Source organism: Nocardioides sp. (genome assembly GCF_036267815.1).
Lineage (GTDB): Bacteria > Actinomycetota > Actinomycetes > Propionibacteriales > Nocardioidaceae > Nocardioides.
Window position 1 is genome coordinate 41,116 of sequence record NZ_DATAVI010000089.1, and the last position, 21,553, is coordinate 62,668.

General features: G+C 71.2%; 24 protein-coding genes and 1 tRNA gene. 13 read left to right on the forward strand and 12 right to left on the reverse strand.

Annotated elements, in window-relative coordinates; genetic code table 11:
* Positions 1–2: 2 nt before the first annotated feature.
* Positions 3–680, reverse strand: a complete 678-nt coding sequence (locus tag VHW64_RS18645) for a response regulator transcription factor (RefSeq protein WP_329652080.1) — start codon at positions 678–680, stop codon at positions 3–5.
* Positions 677–1,807 (reverse strand): sensor histidine kinase, encoded by a 1,131-nt coding sequence (locus tag VHW64_RS18650; protein ID WP_329652081.1) that lies wholly within the window; start codon positions 1,805–1,807, stop codon positions 677–679. Before VHW64_RS18650 ends, VHW64_RS18645 begins: the two co-directional genes overlap by 4 nt.
* A 121-nt stretch (positions 1,808–1,928) precedes the next feature.
* Here VHW64_RS18650 and phoU point away from each other — a divergent pair, with 121 nt between their 5' ends.
* Positions 1,929–2,585, forward strand: a complete 657-nt coding sequence (phoU, locus tag VHW64_RS18655; RefSeq protein ID WP_329652082.1) for a phosphate signaling complex protein PhoU — start codon at positions 1,929–1,931, stop codon at positions 2,583–2,585.
* A gap of 225 nt (positions 2,586–2,810) precedes the next feature.
* Here the strand turns inward: phoU and VHW64_RS18660 are convergent, their stop codons facing one another.
* From VHW64_RS18660 to VHW64_RS18670, 3 genes are all read right to left on the reverse strand, one after another.
* Complete coding sequence (locus tag VHW64_RS18660; protein WP_329652083.1) at positions 2,811–3,554, reverse strand: phosphoglyceromutase; 744 nt, start codon at positions 3,552–3,554, stop codon at positions 2,811–2,813.
* 1 nt (position 3,555) lies between these two features.
* Positions 3,556–4,125 carry a hypothetical protein gene (locus VHW64_RS18665; protein ID WP_329652084.1) on the reverse strand — a complete coding sequence of 190 codons (570 nt, stop codon included), beginning with the start codon at positions 4,123–4,125 and terminating at the stop codon, positions 3,556–3,558.
* A gap of 61 nt (positions 4,126–4,186) precedes the next feature.
* On the reverse strand, positions 4,187–4,951 hold the full coding sequence (locus VHW64_RS18670; protein WP_329652085.1) for a UbiA family prenyltransferase: 765 nt from the start codon (positions 4,949–4,951) through the stop codon (positions 4,187–4,189).
* Between the two features lie 184 nt (positions 4,952–5,135).
* Between VHW64_RS18670 and VHW64_RS18675 the strand changes: the two genes are divergently transcribed.
* Positions 5,136–5,621, forward strand: a complete 486-nt coding sequence (locus VHW64_RS18675; protein ID WP_329652086.1) for a CarD family transcriptional regulator — start codon at positions 5,136–5,138, stop codon at positions 5,619–5,621.
* Between the two features lie 108 nt (positions 5,622–5,729).
* Positions 5,730–6,293, forward strand: a complete 564-nt coding sequence (locus VHW64_RS18680) for a hypothetical protein (protein WP_329652087.1) — start codon at positions 5,730–5,732, stop codon at positions 6,291–6,293.
* Here VHW64_RS18680 and VHW64_RS18685 read toward each other — a convergent pair.
* Both VHW64_RS18685 and ispF read right to left on the reverse strand, forming a co-directional pair.
* A complete protein-coding gene (locus VHW64_RS18685; protein WP_329652088.1) occupies positions 6,280–6,963 on the reverse strand; it encodes an IspD/TarI family cytidylyltransferase in 684 nt (227 codons plus the stop codon). The two genes, VHW64_RS18680 and VHW64_RS18685, sit on opposite strands and share 14 nt — an antisense overlap.
* Positions 6,960–7,445, reverse strand: a complete 486-nt coding sequence (ispF, locus tag VHW64_RS18690; protein WP_329652089.1) for a 2-C-methyl-D-erythritol 2,4-cyclodiphosphate synthase — start codon at positions 7,443–7,445, stop codon at positions 6,960–6,962. Before ispF ends, VHW64_RS18685 begins: the two co-directional genes overlap by 4 nt.
* A gap of 37 nt (positions 7,446–7,482) precedes the next feature.
* Between ispF and VHW64_RS18695 the strand changes: the two genes are divergently transcribed.
* Positions 7,483–8,991 carry a molybdopterin-dependent oxidoreductase gene (locus VHW64_RS18695; protein WP_329652116.1) on the forward strand — a complete coding sequence of 503 codons (1,509 nt, stop codon included), beginning with the start codon at positions 7,483–7,485 and terminating at the stop codon, positions 8,989–8,991.
* Positions 8,992–9,012: 21 nt separating this feature from the next.
* On the opposite strand, the gene VHW64_RS18700 is transcribed toward VHW64_RS18695, so the two are convergent.
* Positions 9,013–9,723, reverse strand: a complete 711-nt coding sequence (locus VHW64_RS18700; RefSeq protein WP_329652090.1) for a hypothetical protein — start codon at positions 9,721–9,723, stop codon at positions 9,013–9,015.
* A gap of 24 nt (positions 9,724–9,747) precedes the next feature.
* The gene (locus VHW64_RS18705) at positions 9,748–10,470 is read right to left on the reverse strand and encodes a hypothetical protein (protein WP_329652091.1); all 723 of its coding nucleotides are present in this window, start codon (positions 10,468–10,470) and stop codon (positions 9,748–9,750) included.
* Positions 10,471–10,655: 185 nt separating this feature from the next.
* On the opposite strand from VHW64_RS18705, the gene cysS reads away from it, so the two are divergent.
* From cysS to VHW64_RS18720, 3 genes are all read left to right on the forward strand, one after another.
* A complete protein-coding gene (gene cysS, locus VHW64_RS18710) occupies positions 10,656–12,077 on the forward strand; it encodes a cysteine--tRNA ligase (protein ID WP_329652092.1) in 1,422 nt (473 codons plus the stop codon).
* On the forward strand, positions 12,077–13,036 hold the full coding sequence (gene rlmB / locus VHW64_RS18715; protein ID WP_329652093.1) for a 23S rRNA (guanosine(2251)-2'-O)-methyltransferase RlmB: 960 nt from the start codon (positions 12,077–12,079) through the stop codon (positions 13,034–13,036). The genes cysS and rlmB overlap by 1 nt, the downstream gene beginning before the upstream one ends.
* Before the next feature lie 236 nt (positions 13,037–13,272).
* Positions 13,273–14,430: an acyl-CoA dehydrogenase family protein gene (locus VHW64_RS18720; RefSeq protein ID WP_329652094.1), complete on the forward strand. Its 1,158-nt coding sequence runs from the start codon at positions 13,273–13,275 to the stop codon at positions 14,428–14,430.
* On the opposite strand, the gene VHW64_RS18725 is transcribed toward VHW64_RS18720, so the two are convergent.
* Together VHW64_RS18725 and soxR are read right to left on the reverse strand one after the other, a co-directional pair.
* Entirely contained in the window at positions 14,431–15,678 is a 1,248-nt protein-coding gene (locus VHW64_RS18725; RefSeq protein WP_329652095.1) for a DUF4032 domain-containing protein, read from the reverse strand.
* 38 nt (positions 15,679–15,716) lie between these two features.
* A complete protein-coding gene (gene soxR, locus VHW64_RS18730; RefSeq protein WP_329652096.1) occupies positions 15,717–16,151 on the reverse strand; it encodes a redox-sensitive transcriptional activator SoxR in 435 nt (144 codons plus the stop codon).
* Positions 16,152–16,653: 502 nt separating this feature from the next.
* Between soxR and VHW64_RS18735 the strand changes: the two genes are divergently transcribed.
* The 5 genes from VHW64_RS18735 (at position 16,654) to VHW64_RS18755 (ending at position 19,886) form a co-directional block, all read left to right on the forward strand.
* Entirely contained in the window at positions 16,654–17,658 is a 1,005-nt protein-coding gene (locus VHW64_RS18735) for a hypothetical protein (RefSeq protein ID WP_329652097.1), read from the forward strand.
* On the forward strand, positions 17,655–18,065 hold the full coding sequence (locus VHW64_RS18740) for a hypothetical protein (RefSeq protein ID WP_329652098.1): 411 nt from the start codon (positions 17,655–17,657) through the stop codon (positions 18,063–18,065). The genes VHW64_RS18735 and VHW64_RS18740 overlap by 4 nt, the downstream gene beginning before the upstream one ends.
* 110 nt (positions 18,066–18,175) lie before the next feature.
* The gene (locus tag VHW64_RS18745) at positions 18,176–18,853 is read left to right on the forward strand and encodes a thiamine pyrophosphate-dependent enzyme (RefSeq protein ID WP_329652099.1); all 678 of its coding nucleotides are present in this window, start codon (positions 18,176–18,178) and stop codon (positions 18,851–18,853) included.
* A complete protein-coding gene (locus VHW64_RS18750; RefSeq protein ID WP_329652100.1) occupies positions 18,850–19,758 on the forward strand; it encodes a transketolase in 909 nt (302 codons plus the stop codon). Before VHW64_RS18745 ends, VHW64_RS18750 begins: the two co-directional genes overlap by 4 nt.
* A gap of 55 nt (positions 19,759–19,813) precedes the next feature.
* Positions 19,814–19,886, forward strand: a tRNA-Thr gene (locus VHW64_RS18755).
* A 6-nt stretch (positions 19,887–19,892) separates the two neighbouring features.
* Here the strand turns inward: VHW64_RS18755 and pdxY are convergent.
* Positions 19,893–20,744 carry a pyridoxal kinase PdxY gene (pdxY, locus tag VHW64_RS18760; RefSeq protein ID WP_329652101.1) on the reverse strand — a complete coding sequence of 284 codons (852 nt, stop codon included), beginning with the start codon at positions 20,742–20,744 and terminating at the stop codon, positions 19,893–19,895.
* Between the two features lie 54 nt (positions 20,745–20,798).
* Between pdxY and VHW64_RS18765 the strand changes: the two genes are divergently transcribed.
* The gene (locus VHW64_RS18765; RefSeq protein ID WP_329652102.1) at positions 20,799–21,551 is read left to right on the forward strand and encodes a DinB family protein; all 753 of its coding nucleotides are present in this window, start codon (positions 20,799–20,801) and stop codon (positions 21,549–21,551) included.
* Positions 21,552–21,553 lie beyond the last annotated feature (2 nt).

Here is a 21,553-nt window from a genome sequence, read left to right on the forward strand (position 1 = left end):
GCTCACAGGTCGAGCTTGTACCCGAGTCCGCGCACGGTCACCAGCATCGCCGGGTGGGAGGGGTCGGCCTCGAGCTTGGCCCGCAGACGCTTGACGTGGACGTCGAGGGTCTTGGTGTCGCCGACGTAGTCGGAGCCCCACACCCGGTCGATCAGCTGGCCGCGGGTGAGCACGCGACCGGGGTTGCGCAGGAAGAGCTCGAGCAGTTCGAACTCCTTCAGCGGCAGCCGTTGCGGCTTGCCGTCGACCGTGACGACGTGCCGCTCGACGTCCATGCGGACGGGCCCGGCCTCGAGAGTCATCGGCGCCACGTCGGGCTCGATGCCGCGTCGCAGGACGGCCCGGATGCGGGCGACCAGCTCGCGGGGCGAGTAGGGCTTGGTGATGTAGTCGTCGGCGCCGAGCTCGAGGCCGACGATCTTGTCCACCTCGTCGTCCTTCGCGCTGACCATGATCACCGGCACGTTGGAGACCGCGCGGATCTGCCGGCAGACCTCGGTACCGGGCAGGCCCGGCAGCATCAGGTCCAGCAGGACGATGTCGGCGCCGTTGCGGTCGAACTCGGTGAGCGCGTCGGGGCCGGTCGCGGCCAGCGACACGTCGTACCCCTCCTTGCGCAGCATGTACGACAGCGCGTCGGCGTAGCTCTCCTCGTCCTCGACGACCAGGACTCGTGTCATGAGGCGTACTCCTTCTGGGATCGGGGGAGGGAGAGGGTGAACGTCGAGCCCTGCCCCTCCAGGGACCACACGCGGACGTCGCCGCCGTGGGTGGCCGCGACGTGCTTGACGATCGAGAGCCCGAGCCCGGTCCCGCCGGTGGATCGGTGCCGGGCCGGGTCGATCCGGTAGAACCGCTCGAAGATCCGGTCCAGCTCGTCGTGGGGGATGCCGATGCCCTGGTCGACGACGGAGATCTCCACCATCTCGCCGTTCGGCTTGGTCGAGACCAGGACCGTCGAGTCGCGGCCGGAGTAGGCGACGGCGTTGGCGACGAGGTTGGTGACCGCCGCCGAGACCTGCTCCTCGCTGCCGAAGATGGTCAGGCCGGGCGTTCCCCCGGTGACCACCGAGATGTGCTTGTTGGAGGCGTCCATGACGGTGATGTCGACCGAGCTCTTGATGACCTCGTCGATGTCGACGGTCGCGGGCGCCTCCAGGGGCTCGTCGCCCTGGAGCCGCGAGAGCTCGATGACCTGCTGCACGAGGCGTGACAGTCGGTCGCTCTCGGTCAGCATCCGGGTGGCGAAGCGCTCCACGGCCTCCGGGTCGTCGGATGCGTCGGCCACGGCCTCCGCGAGCAGCTTGATGGCGCCCACCGGGGTCTTGAGCTCATGGGAGACGTTGGCCACGAAGTCGCGGCGGACCGCCTCGACCCGGCGTTCGCGGGTGCGGTCCTCCACCAGGACCAGGACGTAGCGAGAGCTCAGCGGCGCCACCCGGGCCGTGACGGTGCGGGGCGGTCCGCTGGCTCGCGGCATCGACAGCTCCGTCTCGCGGATCTGTCCGTCGCGACGCACCTGCTGCACCAGGTCGGCCAGCTCCTGGGACACCAGCCGCTGGCCCCGGACCAGGCCGAACGCGAGGGCCGGTGCCGATGCCTTGACCACCTCGTCCTCGTGGTCGACCACGAGGGCACTGGAGCGCAGGACGGACAGCACAGTGGCGACTCCGGCCGGGAGCGCAGGCTCGTCGTGAGGGGGCACGCTCTCGCGCTGCCGCTCGCTGACGTGCCACGCCAGCACGGCGCCTCCGGCGACGACTGCCCCGATGAGCGCGGCCAGAAAAGCCTGCGTCGTGGGGCTCACACACAGATCGTACGCATCATGACACTTGGCGTTCGCCAACCAGTGGCCTGCTCACGGAGAGTTCACGACGCGTTCACCGGCCGACCCCGTCCGGACACCATTCGCGCATAGCGTGGGGGCCATGCGCGAAGCGTTCCACGACCAGCTCGACTCGATCTTCTCCGACCTGTCCGAGATCTGCCAGGCGGTCGAGACCGCCGTTAGGCACGCCACGCAGGCGCTCCTCAACGGTGACGCGGAGGTCGCCGAGCAGGTGATCGCCGCCGACGCGAAGATCGACCTCAACCGAGAGCGCGTCGAGGACACGGCGTTCTCCCTGCTGTCGCTCCAGCAGCCCGTGGCCGGTGACCTGCGCGTCGTCGTCTCGGCGCTGCGCATGGTCAGCGAGCTGGAGCGGATGGGCGACCTCTCGGTGCACGTCGCCAAGATCGCCCGGCTCCGCGTGCCCGAGATCGCCGTCCCCGAGGAGGCCCGGCCGACGATCGCCCGGATGGGCGAGGTGGCCGAGGACATGGTGCGCCGGGTCGCGGCGGTGATCAGCGACAAGGACGTCGACGCCGCGATCGCGCTCGGCCGCGACGACGAGGAGATGGACCGGCTCCGCCGCGACAGCTTCGCGCAGCTGCTCGGCGACTCGTGGGACCACGGCGTGGAGGCGGCCGTCGACATCGCGCTGCTCGGGCGCTACTACGAGCGCATCGCCGACCATGCGGTCTCCGTGGCGAACCGGGTGGTCTTCGTGGTCACCGGTCAGATGCCCGCGCCCTCCGACGCCTAGCGTGTGTCTCCCTTCTGACCCGTTGAGTGGCGAGTTCCAACCACACGAGATGCGCCTTCCGACCACCTGGCCCCGCGGGCTCGGTGGCTCCGCGGCGGACTCGGCCTTCGACGACGTCCCGGCCGCAAGGATGCCCACCACTGCGCACACGCCCCGCGGGGTCAGGTGGTCGGAAGGCGCATCTCGTGTGGTCGGAACTCGCCACTCAACGGGCGGTGGATGGGGTCAGCGGCCCTGGTTGGCGACGGCTGCGGCGGCTTCGGCGGCGGCGCCCGGGTCGAGGTAGCGCCCGCCCGTGACAGTGGGCCGCAGGTCGTCGTCGAGCTCGTAGACCAGGGGCATCCCGGTGGGGATGTTCAGGCCCGCGATGTCGTCGTCGGAGATGCCGTCGAGGTGCTTGACGATCGCTCGCAGGCTGTTGCCGTGGGCCGCCACGAGCACCGTCAGCCCCGACCTCAGGTCGTCGCCGAGCGGGCCGTCCCAGTGCGGGAGCAGCCGGGCGATGACGTCCTTGAGGCACTCGGAGCGGGGCAGCTCGTCGCCGAGGCCGGCGTACCGCACGTCGTGGGCCTGGGAGAACTCGTCGTCGTCGGCGAGTGCCGGAGGGGGGACGTCGAACGAGCGGCGCCAGAGCATGAACTGCTCCTCGCCGTACTCGTCGAGGGTCTGCTTCTTGTTCTTCCCCTGGAGGGCGCCGTAGTGGCGCTCGTTGAGTCGCCAGCTGCGGCGCACCGGGATCCAGTGGCGTCCGGCGACGTCGAGCCCGATGGCGGCGGTGGTGATGGCCCGGCGCAGCAGCGAGGTGTGGACGACGTCCGGCAGGATCCCGGCCTCGCGCAGCTGCTCACCCCCGCGGCGGGCCTCGGCCCGGCCGCGGTCGGACAGGTCGACGTCGACCCAGCCGGTGAAGAGGTTCTCGGCGTTCCACAGGCTCTCGCCGTGCCGGAGCAGGACCAGGGTGTGCGTCATCTCAGCTGCACGAGAGCGCGCTCGGGGACTCGCTGGGCGTATCGCTGGGAGCCGCCGACGTCGACGGCGATGCCGAGTCGGACGACGTGGCACCCGGCGATGGTGTCGCGACGTCGAGCCCCGCCCACTGCCCGCAGTCGGCGACCACGGGGACGCTGATGGTGGCGGTCTCGCCGTTGTCGAACTGGAAGGAGAGGTTGACGAACTGGCCCATCGCGAAGGTGCCGCTGACCGGGAAGCCCTTGTCGGCGGCGAGGTTGAGCATCGAGCCCGGCTTCAGCGTGAACGACGGAGCGTCCACGGTCGAGATCGAGGTGTTGTCACCCGATGCGGTCTGCATGCTGACCGCCTTGCCCGGACTGTTGTTCACGAACGTCGCGACGAAGGTGCCGGTGTCGGCTCCCTTGGCCACCACCACGGCGTTGAGGATGTCGACCGGGCCGTTGCGGTAGTCGACGCCGGCGACGAGGTTGTTGATGCGGTCGGTGGGGTAGTTGAGGCCACACGCCGACAGCGCGGCCGTGACGGCGAGGCCGGCGGCTCCGAGCGCGAGGCTGCGTCGCAGGTTCACGGGCGACACACTAGCGGGCACGCCCGGGCTCCCCGGAGCCGACTCCGGGCCGGGCCGGGCCCTACTGCGAGAGGCCGACCGTCGCCCCGATGAGGGCCATCGCAGCCAGCAGGACGACGCCGTAGCCGCAGGCGAGCACCAGCAGCCGCGGCGCGCCGACGCGCAGCGCCAGCCGCAGCGGGAGGTGCCGGCGTCCGTCCCGGTTGTCGTCGACCAGCCCGGACAGCGACGTCAGGACGTGGACGCCGATGCCCAGGAGAGCGGAGGCGGCGGTCATGGCGATGGTCGGTGGATGGCCTCGCGCGGCGCCGCCCCACCCGCCGTAGGAGAGGTACGCCGGGTAGAGCGCGAACGCGGCCGCCCACGGCAGCCACGACCAGGCGCTGCCTCGCAGCACACGGTTGCCGGCAGCACCGATGGCGATCGAGAGCAGGTAGGCCAGCCCGGCGTCGATCCCGCCCGACAGCGCCAGGGGCACCACCAGCAGCACCGCGCAGGCCAGGGCGAAGCCCAGCCCGCCGCGGTCGAGCGGGCCGGCGACGAGCGGCTTGGCCTGACGCTCGTCCGCGCGGTCGGTGCGCTCGTCGGTGAGGTCGTTGTCCCAGCCGAGTACGGCCTGCCCGACGAGCACGGTCGCGGCGACCAGGCCCACCTCGCGCGCCGGGCGTCCCGAGAGAGCCGCGGCCGCAGCCAGGGCGAGGGCGGTCAGGACGGCCTGCTGGGGATGCGCCGCCCGGAGCAGGAGCACCGGCGTCAGCCGCGCGAGGCCGCCCTTGCGCGCCGCGGGCCCGGCCTCCGGCTCAGGCTCGGCGGAGGGGGCGGGCATGCCCCGCAGTATCCGCCATCGGCGTCGTGCAGAACGACGGAACGCCGCCGCGCCGGACCGGCGCGAGGCACATCGACCGGCGATCTGTCAAGCCAGGAAACCGCCTCTGACCTGCGACGACGCGGAATAGCGAGCCGCTGGGACGTGTTAGAATGGTCACCTAAGAAGGGTGGTACAGAAGAACATGTCTTTCACCGTGGGCGAAACGGTTGTGTATCCCAATCACGGGGCCGCCGTCATCGAGGACATCGAGATGCGGCAGATCAAGGGTGAGGACAAAGAGTATCTAGTCCTGCGGATCGTGGCCCAGCAAGACCTCGTGGTCCGGGTGCCGTCCTGCAACCTCGACCTCGTCGGCGTGCGCGACGTGGTCGACAAGGAAGGACTCGACCGCGTCTTCGACATCCTGCGTGCGGCGCACGTCGAGGAGCCGACCAACTGGTCGCGCCGCTACAAGGCCAACCTCGAGAAGCTGCACAGCGGCGACGTGATGAAGGTGTCCGAGGTCGTCCGCGACCTGTGGCGCCGCGAGCGCGACCGCGGCCTCTCAGCCGGCGAGAAGCGCATGCTCGCCAAGGCCCGTCAGATCCTGGTCTCGGAGCTGGCGCTGGCCGAGAACACCAACGAGGACAAGGCCGAGGCCATCCTCGACGAGGTCCTCGCCTCCTAGAGCTCGGTTCGAGAGCCGAACGTCGAAGGCCCCGCACCACCTCGGTGGGCGGGGCCTTCGCCATGTCCCGTCCGCGCAGCCGGCGCCCGCATCCCTAGGATCGCGGGCATGGAGGACGACGACCTGCTCGCACTCGGTGTGGTCGTCGAGCGCGACCGGGGGTCGCTTCCGTTCACCCTGATCCACGGCGAGTCGCTGGTGGCCTGCGCTGCCTGGGCCATGGGTGAGGCGGGGATCCGGCTGCTCGACCTCTCCACCCCGTGGGAGGCCGTGCGCGAGGCCGGCCTGAGCCTGGTCTGGCACGACGCCCTCTGCCCGATGACCCCGCCGGACTTCCTGGCGGCGTGTGCACGCCGGGCGCTGACCGACGGCGTCGTGACCGCCGGTGTGCACCCCGTCACCGACACGGTCAAGGAGGTCATCGAGACGCTGGGCGGCCCGATGGTCGGAGCCACCCACGACCGCGACGAGCTGCGCCACCTCGCCTCGCCCCTGGTCCTGCCGCCGGCGGTTGTGGCGGCGCTGGAGGACTGGCCGTCCTCGGATCTCCGGGAGGCCCTGGCCTCGGTCGCGAGCAAGCACCGCGTCGTCTGGGTCGATGCGCCGCCGTCCGCGCGCCGGGTTCGCGATGCTGACGACGTGCTGGCCCTGGCGGCGATCACCCGCCGATGAGCGCCTCGGCCACGACGAAGTCGTCGGCCACGGTCAGCTTGAGGTTGCGGGCCGACGACGTCACCGCGGCGACCCCCAGGTCGGCGTAGGCGGTCAGGATGCCGGCAGTGTCGGTCGCCTCGGCCCCGTCCGCGGCAGCGGCGACGTGGGCGGCCAGCAGCTCGCGCGCACGGAAGGCCTGCGGTGTCTGGACCCCGACCAGCGGCCGGGGCAGCGGCCGGCCGTCGACCGCCACGAGGTGTGGCAGCGGCGCCACCGGGATCGCTCCGCCGACCCGCTCGGCGGCGGTGAGCACCTCGTCGTACAGGCGGACTCCGGCCATCGGTCGCGCCGCGTCGTGCATCGCCACGACGTCGACCTCTCCGGCCTCGATAGCCGGCCTCAGCAGGGCCAGCGCGGCCCACTCCGACCGGTGACGCGTGGCCCCGCCCACGACCATCGCCACCTCGGGCCAGCCGTCGCGCAGGTGCGGCTCCACCGCCTCCCGCACGGCCGCCTCCTCTCCGTCGCGCACGACCACGACGACCCGCTCGACCTGGGCCACCTGGCACGCGGTGACGACCGACCGGGTGACGACGGGGACACCCGCGAGAGGCAGGAGCACCTTGTTCGACTCGGCACCGACCCGGGTGCCCGACCCAGCAGCCAGGACGACGACGGCCGCTCTCATCGGTGCAGCAGTGCGGTCGCGATGGCGGCGATGCCCTCGCCACGGCCGGTCAGACCCAGGCCGTCGGTCGTGGTGGCAGAGACGGACACGGGGGCGCCGACCGCAGCCGAGAGCACGGCGCCCGCCTCGTCGCGCCGTGGTCCGAGGCGGGGGCGGTTCCCGATCACCTGCACGGCGACGTTGCCGATCTCGAAGCCGGCCGCGCGCACGCGGGCCGCGGTCTCGGTGAGCAGGGCGACTCCCGAGGCGCCGGCCCACGCGGGCTCGGCCGTGCCGTAGCTGCCGCCGAGGTCGCCGAGGCCCGCGGCAGAGAGCAGGGCGTCGCACATCGCGTGTGCGCAGACGTCGCCGTCGGAGTGTCCGACCAGGCCCTGCGGCTCGTCGGGCCAGTGGAGTCCGGCGAGGTGCATCGGCACGCCGTCGGCAAGACGGTGCACGTCGGTGCCGACACCCGTTCGCAGTTCGTAAGAGCCTTCGGCCACGCACCGATCATGCCCGAGCAACAATCGACACGTGCGGATGCGAGGGCAGTGGGCGCTGACGGGCCTTCTCGCAGGCCTGGCGGGTCTCGCCACGGCGTACCTCGCCGCCGCGTGGCTGGGGCTGCGCGGCAACCCGGTCACCGACGTGGCCCAGCTCGTCATCCGGCTGACCCCGGGGTCCGTCGCCGAGCACCTCATCCAGCTGGTCGGCCGCCACGACAAGCCGCTGCTGGTAACCGGCGTGACCGTCGTCGTCCTGCTGCTCTTCGCCCTCTTCGGCCTGCTGTCCCGACAGCGAGCCGGAGCGGGGATCGCCGGCTTCGTCGTGCTCGGCGTGATCGGGCTGGTCGCCAACCAGTCGCAGTACGGCGCGCCCGCCACGGGCATCGTGCCGAGCCTGGTCGGTGTGCTGACGTGGCTGTCGGTGCTGAGCCTCCTGACCGCGCAGCTGCGGCCCCAGCCCTTCCGCGACGAGTCGAAGATGGAGCTCGGGCGGCGCTTCGTGCTGGTGGCGTCGGGTGTCGGGGTCGCCAGCGCCGTGGTCGGCCTGCTCGGACGGAAGGTCGGTGGCCACCGGCGCGCGGTCGACGCGGCACGCGACGCCCTGAACCTGCCCGGCGTCACCGATCCCGGACCGCCCAGCGGGGTCGAGGTGGGACTCGACGGGATCACGGCCTGGCAGACCCCCAGCTCGCGCTTCTACCGGATCGACACCGCTCTGGTGCCTCCGGCGATCTCGCCCGAGGACTGGTCGGTGCGCATCCACGGCATGGTCGACCGCGAGATCACCCTGACCTACGACGACCTGATCAAGCGCCCGCGCCACGAGATCTGGATGACGCTGAACTGCGTGTCCAACACGGTCGGCGGCCCGCTGATCAGCAACGCCTGGTGGAGCGGCACGCACCTGAAGGACCTGCTCACGGAGGCCGGCGTCCAGAACGGCGCCGACGCGGTCAAGCAGACCTCCGACGACGGCTGGACCTGCGGGACCCCGCTCTCGGCGATGCTCGACGACCGCGGCGCCATGCTCGTCTATGCGATGAACGGCGAGCCGCTGCCGATCGAGCACGGCTTCCCCGTGCGGACCCTGGTCCCCGGGATGTACGGCTACGTGTCGGCCTGCAAGTGGGTGCGCCAGATCGAGGTCACGACGTTCGACTCGTTCTCGGCGTACTGGACCGAGCGGGGCTGGTCGCCGCTCGGTCCGGTCAAGCTCGCCTCACGCATCGACGTGCCCGGCAACGGCGACCACGTCAAGTCCGGGCAGGTGCGGGTCGGCGGGCTCGCCTGGCAGCAGAACACCGGGATCTCCGCGGTGCAGGTCCAGCTCGACGGCAGCGGCTGGCGGTCGGCCGAGCTCGCCCGCGAGAACATCACCGACTCGTGGGTGCAGTGGGTCGCCAGCCTGGACGTGCCGCCCGGCCGCCACCAGCTCGCCGTACGAGCGGTCAACAAGGAGGGTCAGGTACAGACCGCCGTGCGTGCCGACCCGGTGCCCAACGGGGCATCCGGGTGGCACACCATCGGCTTCACCGCGGACTGACGCCGAGCCAGGGCAGCCGGCTTACAGGTCGTCGTAGAAGCGGTACGGCGCGGCGGGCGTCGCGTCCTCGTTCTTCGTGCGCGGCGCGACGGCGCGATAGATGGTCCCGTTGCCCTTGGTCGCCTTGACCCGCGCGCGCCAGTGGCTGTGGGCATTGGTCCGGACCACCTCGTAGCGCTTCCAGGTGGTGCCACGCATGGCCTGGATGACGACCTTCTGGTGCTTCGCGTTCGGGCTGAGCCGTCCGGAGAGCACGCAGTCGGGCAGGCAGCTCGGCTTCTCGTGGAGGTTCCACAGGGTGTGCACGGTGACGACGTCGGAGTAGCCCGCGGCAAAGGTCGTCGTGCCGTCGGTGCCGCCGAGATAGTGCATCCGGTACTGCATGTTGCCGAGCGCGTGGTTGCCGTACTTGCCGAATCCCAGCGTCGCGAGGCTCTTGTCGGTCCTGACGTTCTTCCAGTGCTTGCCGGGCAGCTTGCGCTGGAGCACCGCCTTGCCGGCGGTGACCGGCGCGGTGGTCTCTCCGTCCGGCGAGTAGACGATCTGGGCCTCGAAGGTCCCCACGTTCTGCTTGTAGGTCGCGATGAGCGACGACCTGGCTCCGAGGTACAGCTGCATGGAGACCGGCGTGCGCGAGCCGGCCTGCGCCGGGCTGGAGGCGAGCAGGGCTGCGCTGCCGGCGGTGATGGCGAGCGATGCCAGGACGGCGCCGATCCGTGTCGTGTGATTCATGTGACGTCTCCCGAGTCGTGCTGGTCAGGGGTGGTTGATGCCGAGTGCGGACCGGCCGACGATGGTGAAGCGGCCGACCGCGTAGCTCTTGATGAGCTGCTTGGTCTTGGCGACGACAGCGCGGTAGTAGGTGCCGTTGCCGCGCGACGGCTTGACGACGACGTTCCAGTGGCTGTGGGCGTTGGTGTGCAGGACCTTGTAGCGCTTCCAGCCGTGGTGCTTGACCTGGATCAGGACCTTGCGGTGCTTGGCCTTCGGGCTGAGCTTGCCGTAGAACCTGCACTTCGTCGTGCAGAGGGCGTGCGGGCTGAGGTTCCAGGCGGTCTTGACGATGACCGTGTTCGAGTACGACGCGGCGTAGGTCGTCGCGGTGTCGGTGTCGGTGCCTCCGAGGTAGTGGAGGCGGTACTTCACGTTGCCCCTGGCCTTGCTCCCGAAGGAGCCGAAGCTGATCCCGTCGGACACGTCTGCGTCAGACTTGACGACCTTCCATGTCTTGCCCGGCAGCTGTTGCTGGAGGTCGGCGGCGCCGACGGTCACCGGGTTGGTGCCGTCGCTGACTGCCGCGTCGAACGTGCCCAGGTAGTCGCCGTAGGCGACGGCCGTCCCGGTGCGGCCGCCCAGGACGAGCCCGGCCTGGGTGCCGGTGTCGGTGTCGGCCATGGCGGGGCCGGCCATCAGAAGGGTGGCCGTGCCGGCCGTGATCGTGAGCGATGCCAGGGCGGCACCGAGCCTTGTCGAGCGCATGCGAGAACTCCCCGGTTGCAGTGCGGATGAGAAGCCGCCCCGAGATGACTGCGCGAGCCGGCCCAGTAGATGTATCACCTCGGCGGCCGCTGTATCCGGGAAACGGCCGAACTCCTCAGGCGATGCCTGTCCGGGGTGGCCTCGTCGAGGCGGGTGCGGGGACGTCGCGCCCCTACGATGGCCCGGTGACTCTCCGGCTCCACGACACCGCGACCCGCGACGTCCGCGACTTCGTCCCGCTGGAGGCGGGCAGGGCGGGGATCTACGTGTGCGGGCTGACGGTCCAGAGCGAGCCGCACGTCGGCCACGTCCGCTCGGCGGTCAACTTCGACGTGCTGCGGCGCTGGCTGACGGCATCGGGCTACGACGTCACGTTCATCCGCAACGTCACCGACATCGACGACAAGATCCTCGCCAAGGGCGAGGCGCAGGGCCGGCCGTGGTTCGAGATCGCCTACCTGATGGGTCGCGAGCTCGACCGGGCGCTCGACGCGATCAACGTGCTGCCGCCGACCTACGAGCCGGCGGCGACCGGGCACGTGCCCGAGATCCTGGAGCTGATCGGTCAGCTGGTGACGCGCGGCCACGCCTACCCGGCCGCGGACGGCTCCGGTGACGTGTACTTCGACGTGCGCTCCTGGCCGGCGTACGGCGAGCTGACCCGGCAGAAGGTCGACGACATGGAGCCCGCGGAGGACGCCGACCCCCGCGGCAAGCGCGACCCGCGCGACTTCGCGCTCTGGAAGGGCTGGAAGAAGGCGCTCGAGCCGGAGACCGCCGCCTGGCCGTCGCCGTACGGTCCGGGCCGGCCGGGCTGGCACATCGAGTGCTCGGCGATGGCCGCGAGATACCTCGGGCCGGCGTTCGACATCCATGGCGGCGGAGTCGACCTGAGGTTCCCCCATCACGAGAACGAGCTCGCGCAGTCGCGTGCGGCGGGGCAGCAGTTCGCGTCGTACTGGCTGCACAACGCGTGGATCACCACCGCCGGCGAGAAGATGTCGAAGTCGCTGGGCAACTCCCTGCTCATCCCCCAGGTGCTCAAGCGGGTGCGCGGCATCGAGCTGCGCTACTACGTCGTGGCCGCTCACTACCGCTCGCACGTGGAGTTCTCCTTCGAGGCCCTCGACGACGCGGCCGCGGCGTTCCGTCGGATCGAGTCGTTCCTGGACCGGGCCGGGCGGCCGGTGGTGGGGCAGGCCGAAGCGTCCGGCCTCCCCGAGGCCTTCGCCGACGCGATGAACGACGACCTCGGCACGCCTGCCGCCGTCGCGGTGATCCACGACCAGGTGCGCGACGGCAACCGGCGGCTCGCGGCGGGCGAGTCGGCCGAGGCGACGGCGGCTTCGGTGCTGGCGATGCTCGACGTCCTCGGACTGGACCCGGCGGACCCCGCTTGGGCGGTCGGCGGCGCGTCGGGTGACGCCAAGCTGTCCGCCGCCGTGGACGCGCTGGTGGCCGGCCTGCTCGAGGAGCGTTCCGCGGCGCGCGCCGACAAGGACTGGGCCCGCGCCGATGCGATCCGCGACCGGATCGCCGCCGCGGGCATCCTCGTGGAGGACACTCCCGAAGGGCCGTCGTGGTCGCTCGCCGAGGGAGGCGCCTGATGCCGGGCAACAGCCAGCGCAGGGGCGCGATCCGCAAGACCTCCAAGCGGCCGACCGCGGGCTCCGGTGGCCGCGTCCGGCGTGGGCTGGAGGGCAAGGGGCCGACGCCGAAGGCTGCCGACCGGCCCAACCACAAGGCGCACAAGATGAAGACCAAGGCCGAGCGCGACTCCTCGCGGCGCGGGGGCGGCCCGAGGAAGCGCGCTACCGACGGCGACGAGTGGATCGCCGGCCGCAACTCGGTCGTGGAGGCGCTGCGGGCCGGCGTACCTGTCACCGGGGTCTACGTCGCGGAGGGTGCCGAGCGCGACGCCCGGCTGCGTGAGTCGTTCAAGATCGCGTCGGAGCGGGGGATCTCGCTGCTCGAGGTGACGCGCGTCGAGCTCGACCGGCGTACCGACGGGGCGGTGCACCAGGGACTCGCCGCGCGCGTGCCCGCCTACTCCTACGCCCACCCCGCAGACCTGCTGCGGGCGGCCGACGAGCGCGGCGAGGCGCCGCTGATCGTCGCGCTGGACTCCGTCACGGACCCGCGCAACCTCGGTGCGGTGGTGCGCTCGGCGTCCGGGTTCGGGGCGCACGGCGTGCTGATCCCCGAGCGCCGGGCGGCGCGGATGACCGCCGCGGCGTGGAAGACCTCGGCCGGCGCGGCCGCCCGCATCCCGGTGGCGCAGGCGACCAACCTCGTGCGCGCGCTCAAGGATCTCCAGGACGCCGGGTGCCAGGTGGTCGGCCTCGACGCCCACGGGGACCTCTCGCTTCCCGAGCTGCTCGCCGACCCCGACCTCGCCGCCGGCCCGCTCGTGGTCGTGGTCGGGTCGGAGGGCGACGGGCTCGGGCGGCTCGTGGGCGAGACCTGCGACCGCCTGATGTCGATCCCGATGGCGTCGTCGCTGGAGTCGCTCAACGCCGGCGTCGCCGCGTCGATCACCCTCTACGCGCTCTCCCAGCATCGCTGACCCCCCGTTGAGATGCGCCTTCCGACCCGTTGAGATGCGCCTTCCGACCCCTTGAGATGCGCCTTCCGACCGGTGCCTGGGTGTTACCCGGATCTCAACGGGTCAGGACCCGCATCTCAACGGGTCGGAAGGCGCATCTCAACGGGTCGGAAGGCGCATCTCAACGGGGGGGGGGGCGTGTGACGGTTTGGTGCCGGGTGGGGGGAAACCGTCATGGGGATGGCATCATCGAGGCCGTGGGTACGACGGTCGATCGCTTGCTGCCGCCGGACGACGACGGGGTCTCGGAGGCACTGTTCGAGCTGACCCGCGAGATCGCGACGCAGAAGCTCGCGCCGCTGGTCGCAGAGGCGGAGGAGAAGGGCGAGTTCCCGGAGGCGGCGTACCGGCTGCTGGGCATGTCAGGGCTGCTGAGCCTCCCGTTCCCCGAGGAGCACGGCGGCGGCGCCCAGCCCTACCAGACCTATCTCCAGGTGGTGGAGGAGATCGCGACCGCGTGGCCGAGCGTCGGGGTGGGCGTGAGCGTGCACACGCTGACCGCCAACGTCGTGGAGGCCAACGGAGGCGACGAGCTGAAGGCTCGGTGGCTGCCCGGCATCCTCGGGGGCGACTGGCTGGGGGCGTACTGCCTGTCGGAGCCGCAGGCCGGCTCGGACGTCAGCGGCATCGCGACCCGGGCGGTCCGCGACGGCGACGGGTACGTCGTGAACGGCACCAAGCAGTGGATCAGCAACGGCTCCTGCGCCGACTACTACATTCTCTTCGCGCGTACGTCGGAGGACCCGACGCGCGGCCTGTCGGTGTTCGTCGTGCCGGCCGACGCCGACGGGCTGGGGTTCGGTGCGCCGGAGCGCAAGATGGGGCTGGCCTGCGACGTCACGACCCAGGTGCTGTTCGACGCCGTGCGGCTCCCGGCGGCCCAGCGGGTCGGCGACGAGGGCGAGGGGATGCACATCGCACTCGCGGCGCTGGACGCCGGACGGCTCGGCATCGCCGCGGTCGCGACCGGCATCGCCCAGGCGGCGCTGGCCCATGCGGTGGCGTACGCCGGTGAGCGGGAGCAGTTCGGCGCGACGATCGGGACGCAGCAGGGGATGCAGTTCCTGCTCGCCGACATGGCGGCGGACGTCGAGCGCGCCCGTGCGACGTACCTCCACGCGGCGCGGCTGAAGGACGCCGGCCGACCGTTCAGCCGTCAGGCGAGCATCGCCAAGCTGACCGCGACCGACGCCGCGATGCGGGTCACCACCGACGCGGTGCAGGTGCTCGGCGGCAACGGCTACACCCGGGAGTACCCGGTGGAGCGGCTGTTCCGCGACGCGAAGGTGACCCAGATCTTCGAGGGCACCAACCAGATCCAGCGGATGGTGATCGGCCGCGACCTGCTGCGCTAGTCAGAGCACGCCGGCGTCGGGGTCGTCCTCGGGGAGGGCATCGTCGTCGCCGGCGACGAGCTCGTCGGGCTTGGCGGTCAGCACGGTGTCGATGTAGTCACGTGCCGTCTCGAAGATCCCGACCTCGTGCCCGGCCCTCTCGGAGAGATACCAGCGGTGCACCAGGATCTCGTGGAAGATCTCGGCCGGCTCCAGCTTGCCGCGCGCCTCCGGCGGCACCATCGCCATGATGGGCTCGTAGATCTCGGTGAACCAGCGGTTCGCGGCGATCCCGCGGTCTTCGCGGCCGAGGTCGAAGTGCGCGATGAACGCCGTCAGGTCGTTGAGCAGCCGCCGAGCCTGGGCGTCCTCGACGTCGAGCCCGGTCAGCGACTGGAGCTCGCGGCGGTGGTGGCCCAGCTCCACGGCCTTGGGCTGGATCCGGACCCGGTCGCCGTCGAAGTCGGTGACGATGTCGAGCTCGTCGACGTCGAAGCCGAGGTCGTTCAGGCGCTCGATCCGCTGCTCGATGCGCGACATCTCCCCGGCCGAGAACTCCTCCTCCGCGGTCAGCTCGGCCCAGAGGTCGTCGTAGCGCTGCTGGATCAGGGTCACGATCTCGTGGCCCGCGACGTTCGGGCTGATCCGGCCGCCGGCCTGGAGGTCGAGCAGCTCGGCGAAGACGTTCTCGCAGCCGACCTGCACGTCGTACTCACGCATCTGCCGTGACAGGCTCGGCCGCAGCTCGCCGGTCTCGGCGTCGACGAGGTACGACGCGAAGCCGCCGGCGCTGCGGCGGAACAGCACGTTCGACAGCGACACGTCGCCCCAGTAGAAGTCGGCGAGGTGGAGCCGGACCAGCAGCACGACCAGCGCGTCCACCAGGCTCGGCAGGCTGTCGGTGGACATCCCGTGGGCGAACAGGGCGCGGTAGGGGAGGGAGTACGCGAGGTGCTCGGTCAGCAGAGCACACGGCAGGGGCTCGTCGGCGTCGTCCTCGCGGCCTGTCACGACCCCGACCGGGCGGACGGCGGGCAGCCCGAGCCGCTGAAGATCGCGCAGGAGGCGGTACTCGCGGAAGGCGATCTCCTCCTGGGTCTCCTTGACCGCGTACACCTTCTCGCCCAGCCTGACCGTGCGGACGATGTGCCGGCTCAGGCCGCGCGGGAGCGGGACGACGTACTCGTCGGACCACTCGGCCAGTGGTGTCGACCACGGCAGGCGCACCAGCGCGGGATCCGGCCGGCTCGCAACGATGTGCAGCGCCATGGCACCCAGGCTACCGACGCGCCGTGGCTCGCGTGCCCTCACCGACCGTCGAGGATGACCGCGCCCGGACCCCGCGGAGCCAGGACGTCGCCGGGGTTGCTGAGGGTGCAGCGCCGCAGACTCAGGCAGCCGCAGCCGATGCAGGAGTCGAGGGTGTCGCGCAGCCGCTCGAGCCGGGCGATGCGCTCGTCGAGTCGCGTGCGCCAGCCGCGGCTCAGCCGAGTCCAGTCGGCCTTGGTCGGAGTCCGCCCGCTCGGGAGCCCGGCGAGGGCTTGCTCGATCTCCTCCAGGGACAGCCCCACGCCCTGGGCGGTCCTGATGAACGACAGCCGGCGCAGCATCGGGCGCTCATAGCGGCGCTGGTTGCCCGGCGTACGCCGCGAGGTGACCAGGCCGCGCACCTCGTAGTAGCGGATGGCGCTGGTCGCGATCCCGGATCTCTCGGACAGCTCGCCGATCGTGAGCTCGGTCATGGATCTCAGCATGACGTGACTTCAAGCTCGCTTCAACTTCTGCGAACCAGCAGCCAGGTGCCACCTGGTCTCTGACGCCGATGCATCGGTCCTCGTCGAATGTCGGGGCTGACGGTATCCCCCAGCCCCAGCGACTCTTGCCCCTCGGTCGCTGGCTTGCGCTCCCGCAAGACACCGCGCCATATACATGGGCATCGACGTAGGAGGCTCTGTTGCTGCGCGAACTCTCGGGAGCAGTAACGCCCGAACTCAGAACGCTCACCTCTCTCGCGGTCGGGCTCGCCGCCGTGGCGGCTCTGCATGACGACGGTTGGGGCGCCAGACCGGTGTCCGCTCGTCCGGACGCCTCGTCGGTGGTCAGCGGGTTCATCAGCGACCACGGGTCACCGCTCGCTCGGGCATCCGTGCTCGTGTGGGCCTGGCCGGACCACCGGTCGCGGCGACACCTCCGGCCGGGAGACTCTCGGCGGCTGTACCCCGTCGGTGCGGCCGTCACGGCATCGTGAACTTCGAACTCGACGCCGTCGAGGGCGACCAGACGCTGGCCTATCGCTTCAGTGCACGGCCAGCCGGCGACTCCAGATCCGACAGTCTGTGGACCCCGCTGCCCGCGCCGAGTGAGGCCACGCGTCGCGCCACGCCGACGTTCCGCGGTGATCTGGGCTTGCGCGAGGCGTGGATCAGCACCGACTCTCCGCAGACCTGGGTAGACCCGCAGGGGAGGCTAGTGCCGCGCGACAACGCGGCCGAGGCGGGGCGGGCCTCTGTTGGCCCGACGACGCGGCGGTACGCGGTGATGGCCGCCGAGCTCGGCGCGTCCGACCCTGCAACCGACGGCCGCTCGATCGGAGGGGCTGACTACGCGCGGGCGTTGGCCAAAGTCGCTCCGTGCCACATCACGTTGACCGGCAGCGTCTTGAACAGGGTCGAGCACTTCGTGAACATCGAGACCATGCAGGGCATCCCTGAGACCGTCGCCGAAGAGGGCGGCGCGACCCACACACTGGGCGTCGGCATCAGCGTGAACGGTGACGGGTGGGCCGCCGGAGGCACCGCCCCGATCACCCGCAGCAGCGGCAGCAAGGCGACCACGACCGACAACAGCGCACACACGGAGACGAACCTCGTCGACTACCAGGACCTCACCAACCAGTGCGCGGGTCGCTATGAGAAGGACCCGTGGCAGTTCGCCGACATGCTCACAGACAACGGACACTCGCTGGTTGAGACCTGGTACATCGCATCGTGCGGCAACCACAAGCCGAACGACACCTGGGACACCACGAGTGCGACCGCAGCCACCTTCGACGGGGGCGTCGACCTTGGGCCGGTCAGTGTCTCGGCCCAGTCCGGGTACAAGTCGAGCGAGAACCTTCACTACCAGTTCAACACCTACGGCGAGGTCTGCGGGAACAGCGACAAGGGTCCGCTGGCAGTGACATGGGTCTGTCGTCGGACGGGATCGGCAGCTCTCGGCCCGGCCGTCCGGCGGTCTGGGGGAGCATGATCCTCTGCCTCAGCTCGCCCGGCAGGGTCACCATCACCTCGGTCGAGCCGGTCAACCCTCGTGGGGGGCTCACCGTGCAGGCGTTCGCCGTCCGACCCAACCCCTCGCTCGCCACCCCGCCGGGAGGCATGGTCGGTGACGACCGCGCGAAGCTGTGGCGAGACGGGTTCGACGAGAGCCATCACGTCGTCACCACCCCGTGCGGCGATCCAGACTCGGGTGAGGGCGTCGAGCTCGCGGTCCAGGCGACGCGCCCGGGCAAGGAGGGCCCTGCTTCCGACGCGTGGCGCATCAGCTGGAGGTCGGCGACCTCGAGCGGATCGCTCGACTTCCCGCTCGCGGTGGAGCTGTGCGGCGAGAAGAGTGCCGCCGCCCCGGCCTGCGAGAGGCTCAGTCCACTCCGCTGATGGCACCGGTCGCGATCCCGGATCTCTCGGACAGCTCGTCGATCGTGAGCTCGGTCATAGCTCCCGGCATGACTTGACTTCAAGCTCACTTCAACTTGTGGAATCTGTTCGTGGACAACTTCACCCGACTCCTGGCCCTGATGGCCGGCGATGAGAAGCACGACCCGGCGTCGTACTCGACCCTCGACGTGCTGCGCGTCCTCTACGAGCGCGTGCTCTCGGTGAGCCCCGCCACCGTCGACGACCCGCGGCGAGACCGGTTCCTGCTCTCGAAGGGCCACGGACCGGCGGCCTACTACGCCGTGCTGTGCGACCGCGGCTTCATCCCGGAGTCGTGGCTGCGCGACTGGGCGACGTTCGACTCGCCGCTCGGCCACCATCCCGACCGGAACCTGATCCCCGGAGTCGAGATCTCCAGCGGCTCGCTGGGCCACGGTCTGCCGCTCGCCGTCGGGACGGCGCTCGGCCTGCGCGCGCAGGGGATCGACTCGCGCGTCGTGGTGCTGGTCGGCGACGCCGAGCTGGACGAGGGGTCCAACCACGAGGCCCTCGAGCTCGCGGCTGCGCTCGGCATCGATGCGCTGACCCTCGTCGTGATCGACAACCGAAGCTCGTCGTACGCCGTTCCCGGCCGCATCGCCTCGCGACTCGCCACTGAGGGCTGGCGGGTCAGCACGGTCGACGGCCGTGACCACGACGAGCTCCAGGCGGCGCTGTCGGCCTCGCCTCGCGCCGGCGCGCCGAGCGCCGTCGTCGCGACCGTGCTGGACGAGGTGGCCGCGGCATGACCGCCACCGTGACCCCGCTGCTGCGCGACCCTCGTGCCCAGTTCGGGCTGACCGTGACCGACCTGATGGGCGAGGACCTGTCGACCGCACTGGTCCTCGCGGAGATCTCCGCTCGGTACTTCGGCGAGGCGCTACGCCGTCACCCCGAGCGCGTGGTGAACGTGGGGATCCGCGAGCAGCTGCTCGTCAACGTCGGCGCCGGCCTCGCCCTGACCGGGATGCGGCCGATCGTGCACACGTTCGGGACCTTCCTGGTGGAGCGCGCCTTCGAGCAGGTCAAGCTCGGGTTCGGCCACCAGGGGGTCGGTGGTGTCCTCGTCGGCGGGGGCGGCTCGTTCGACGCGTCGACCAGCGGCCGCACCCACCAGGCGCAAGGCGACATCGCGCTGATGGACACCCTTCCGGACGTCGTCATCCACGCTCCCGGCACGGCGGCCGAGACCGACGAGGTGCTACGACGTGCCGTCGCCGACGACGGCCTGCACTACGTCCGCATCGTCGAGCAGACGAACACCGAGTCGTTCGCCGGGCCTGGGCTGCACGTCGTACGGCGTGGTTCGGGGGGGACCGTGGTCGCCCTCGGTCCGGTGCTCGACGAGGTGCTGGCCGCAACGGCGGGCCGCGACGTGACGGTGCTCTACGCCTACGCCGTCCGACCCTTCGACGCCGCGACGTTCCGGGCCGTCCTGACCTCTCCGGAGGTGGTGCTGGTCGAGCCGTGGCTGGCGGGGACGTCGTCGCGCGTCGTGGCGGATGCGCTGCCCGACGTGCCGCATCGGCTGCTGGCGCTGGGCACCCGGCGTCTGGAGCTGCGGCACTACGGCACACCGGCCCAGCACCAACGGGCGCACGGTCTGGACGCCGCGGGCATCCGGCGCTCGCTGGACGCGTTCCTCGACGCATGACGGCGGCGAGACCTCGTTAGGCTGACCCGGTCCCGCGGCGTACGCCGCGCGGTGCGCCGGTGTAGCTCAGACGGTAGAGCGCCTCTCTTGTAAAGAGGATGTCGCGGGTTCGATTCCTGTCACCGGCTCGCGACTCAGCGCACCTGCTCGACCTCGAACTCGTCGGCCGGCGCCGCGATGGCGTCCTGGCCGAGCACGATCTGGAGTTCGCGCTCTCCGGAGTCGATGGTCGCGCGGAGCACGCCGACGACCGACGAGGCCGTCGACCCCAGCGCCTGCGCGGGCGAGCCGGAGGCGCGCAGGTGTGCGGTGAACAGCGCGGCGGTCAGGTCGCCGGAGCCGTTCGCCCTGATCGGCAGCCGAGGCGTCTGCACCGACCACGAGCCGTCGCCGGTGACGGCCAGCATCTCGATGGTGTCCTCGGGCCGGTCCGGTCGCAGGACGGAGGTCACCAGCACCGTCGAGGGCCCCATCGCCAGGGCCGCGTCGGCCGCCTCCAGGGTCGAGGCGAGCGAGTCCGGCTCGGTCTCGGTGAGGAAGCCGAGCTCGAACTGGTTGGGCGTGATGACGTCGGCGTGCGGCACGACCTTCTCGCGGATCACCGGGGGGATCGCCGGGTCGACGAAGCAGCCGCTGGTGGCGTTGCCCAGCACCGGGTCGCAGGTGTACGTCGCCTCCGGGTTGGCCCGCTTGACCCGCGCGACGGCGTCGACCACGACCTCGCAGATTCCGGGACTGCCGAGGTAGCCCGACAGGACGGCGTCGCACGAGGGGAGGACGCCGCGCTCCTCGATCCCGGTCACCAGGTCGCGCACGTCCTCGGCCGGGAGCAGGGGGCCGCGCCACGCGCCGTAGCCCGTGTGGTTGGAGAAGACGACCGTGGGCACCGGCCACACCTCGTGCCCCAGGCGCTGCAAGGGGAACGTGGCGGCGGAGTTACCGACGTGTCCGTAGGCGACGAACGACTGGATCGACAGGAAGCGCATCGGCCAATCCTGACAGCCCCGCCCCTGTCGGCGCCTGGGCCTAGCCTCGCGGACATGGAGAGATTCCTCGACCAGGACCTCAGCGATGCGGAGTTCCGCGAGTGCGTGCTCGACCGTGCCCGGCTGGTCGGCGTCGTCATGCGAGACGCCGAGATCGACGGCCTGATCGGCAACCTCGTGGTCAACGGTGTCGAGGTGATGGCCTTCGTCGAGGCCGAGCTCGACCGGCTCCATCCCGTGCGCCTGCTGATCCGGTCCGACGACCCCGGCGACCTGCGCGAGGCGTCGGCCCGGCTCTACGCCGACTGGTCCGCCACCGTCGAGCGGATGCGCGCGACGCCCGGCGTCGAGCGCGAGAGCGTGAACGGCGAGTGGTCGGCGGTGCAGACGCTGCGCCATCTGGTCTTCGTCCACGACTCGTGGTTCCGGCGCTGCTGCCGGGGGTCGACGGCGCCGTTCACGCCGATGGGGCTCGGCATCGAGGCCGTGCCCGACCGTGAGGAGCAAGGTCTCGACCCGGCGGCCCACCCGAGCCTGGAGGAGGTGCTCGCCGTTCGCCACGAGCAGGAGGCTGAGCTCTCGGCGTGGCTCGACGCCGTGAGTCCCGAGCAGCTGGCGGCGGTCGCGCCCGTCCCTGACGACGACCGTTGGCCGCCGTACGCACGGGGTCGGACGGTGCGCCAGTGCCTCGGGACCGTGCTCAACGAGACCTTCGAGCACCACGGGTTCTGCGTGCGCGACCTCGACCTGCTTGCGACCGGGCCGACCGGCCCGACCGGCCCGACCGTCCCGACGAGCGCTGAGTAGGG

Excerpts from the sequence above, each read along its gene's own strand:
- VHW64_RS18645 (WP_329652080.1), bottom strand. The coding sequence starts at position 680 with ATGACACGAGTCCTGGTCGTCGAGGACGAGGAGAGCTACGCCGACGCG.
- phoU (WP_329652082.1), top strand. The coding sequence starts at position 1,929 with ATGCGCGAAGCGTTCCACGACCAGCTCGACTCGATCTTCTCCGACCTG.
- VHW64_RS18660 (WP_329652083.1), bottom strand. The coding sequence starts at position 3,554 with ATGACGCACACCCTGGTCCTGCTCCGGCACGGCGAGAGCCTGTGGAAC.
- VHW64_RS18670 (WP_329652085.1), bottom strand. The coding sequence starts at position 4,951 with ATGCCCGCCCCCTCCGCCGAGCCTGAGCCGGAGGCCGGGCCCGCGGCG.
- VHW64_RS18675 (WP_329652086.1), top strand. The coding sequence starts at position 5,136 with ATGTCTTTCACCGTGGGCGAAACGGTTGTGTATCCCAATCACGGGGCC.
- VHW64_RS18680 (WP_329652087.1), top strand. The coding sequence starts at position 5,730 with ATGGAGGACGACGACCTGCTCGCACTCGGTGTGGTCGTCGAGCGCGAC.
- VHW64_RS18685 (WP_329652088.1), bottom strand. The coding sequence starts at position 6,963 with ATGAGAGCGGCCGTCGTCGTCCTGGCTGCTGGGTCGGGCACCCGGGTC.
- VHW64_RS18695 (WP_329652116.1), top strand. The coding sequence starts at position 7,483 with ATGCGAGGGCAGTGGGCGCTGACGGGCCTTCTCGCAGGCCTGGCGGGT.
- VHW64_RS18700 (WP_329652090.1), bottom strand. The coding sequence starts at position 9,723 with ATGAATCACACGACACGGATCGGCGCCGTCCTGGCATCGCTCGCCATC.
- VHW64_RS18705 (WP_329652091.1), bottom strand. The coding sequence starts at position 10,470 with ATGCGCTCGACAAGGCTCGGTGCCGCCCTGGCATCGCTCACGATCACG.
- rlmB (WP_329652093.1), top strand. The coding sequence starts at position 12,077 with ATGCCGGGCAACAGCCAGCGCAGGGGCGCGATCCGCAAGACCTCCAAG.
- VHW64_RS18725 (WP_329652095.1), bottom strand. The coding sequence starts at position 15,678 with ATGGCGCTGCACATCGTTGCGAGCCGGCCGGATCCCGCGCTGGTGCGC.
- soxR (WP_329652096.1), bottom strand. The coding sequence starts at position 16,151 with ATGACCGAGCTCACGATCGGCGAGCTGTCCGAGAGATCCGGGATCGCG.
- VHW64_RS18740 (WP_329652098.1), top strand. The coding sequence starts at position 17,655 with ATGATCCTCTGCCTCAGCTCGCCCGGCAGGGTCACCATCACCTCGGTC.
- VHW64_RS18750 (WP_329652100.1), top strand. The coding sequence starts at position 18,850 with ATGACCGCCACCGTGACCCCGCTGCTGCGCGACCCTCGTGCCCAGTTC.
- pdxY (WP_329652101.1), bottom strand. The coding sequence starts at position 20,744 with ATGCGCTTCCTGTCGATCCAGTCGTTCGTCGCCTACGGACACGTCGGT.
- VHW64_RS18765 (WP_329652102.1), top strand. The coding sequence starts at position 20,799 with ATGGAGAGATTCCTCGACCAGGACCTCAGCGATGCGGAGTTCCGCGAG.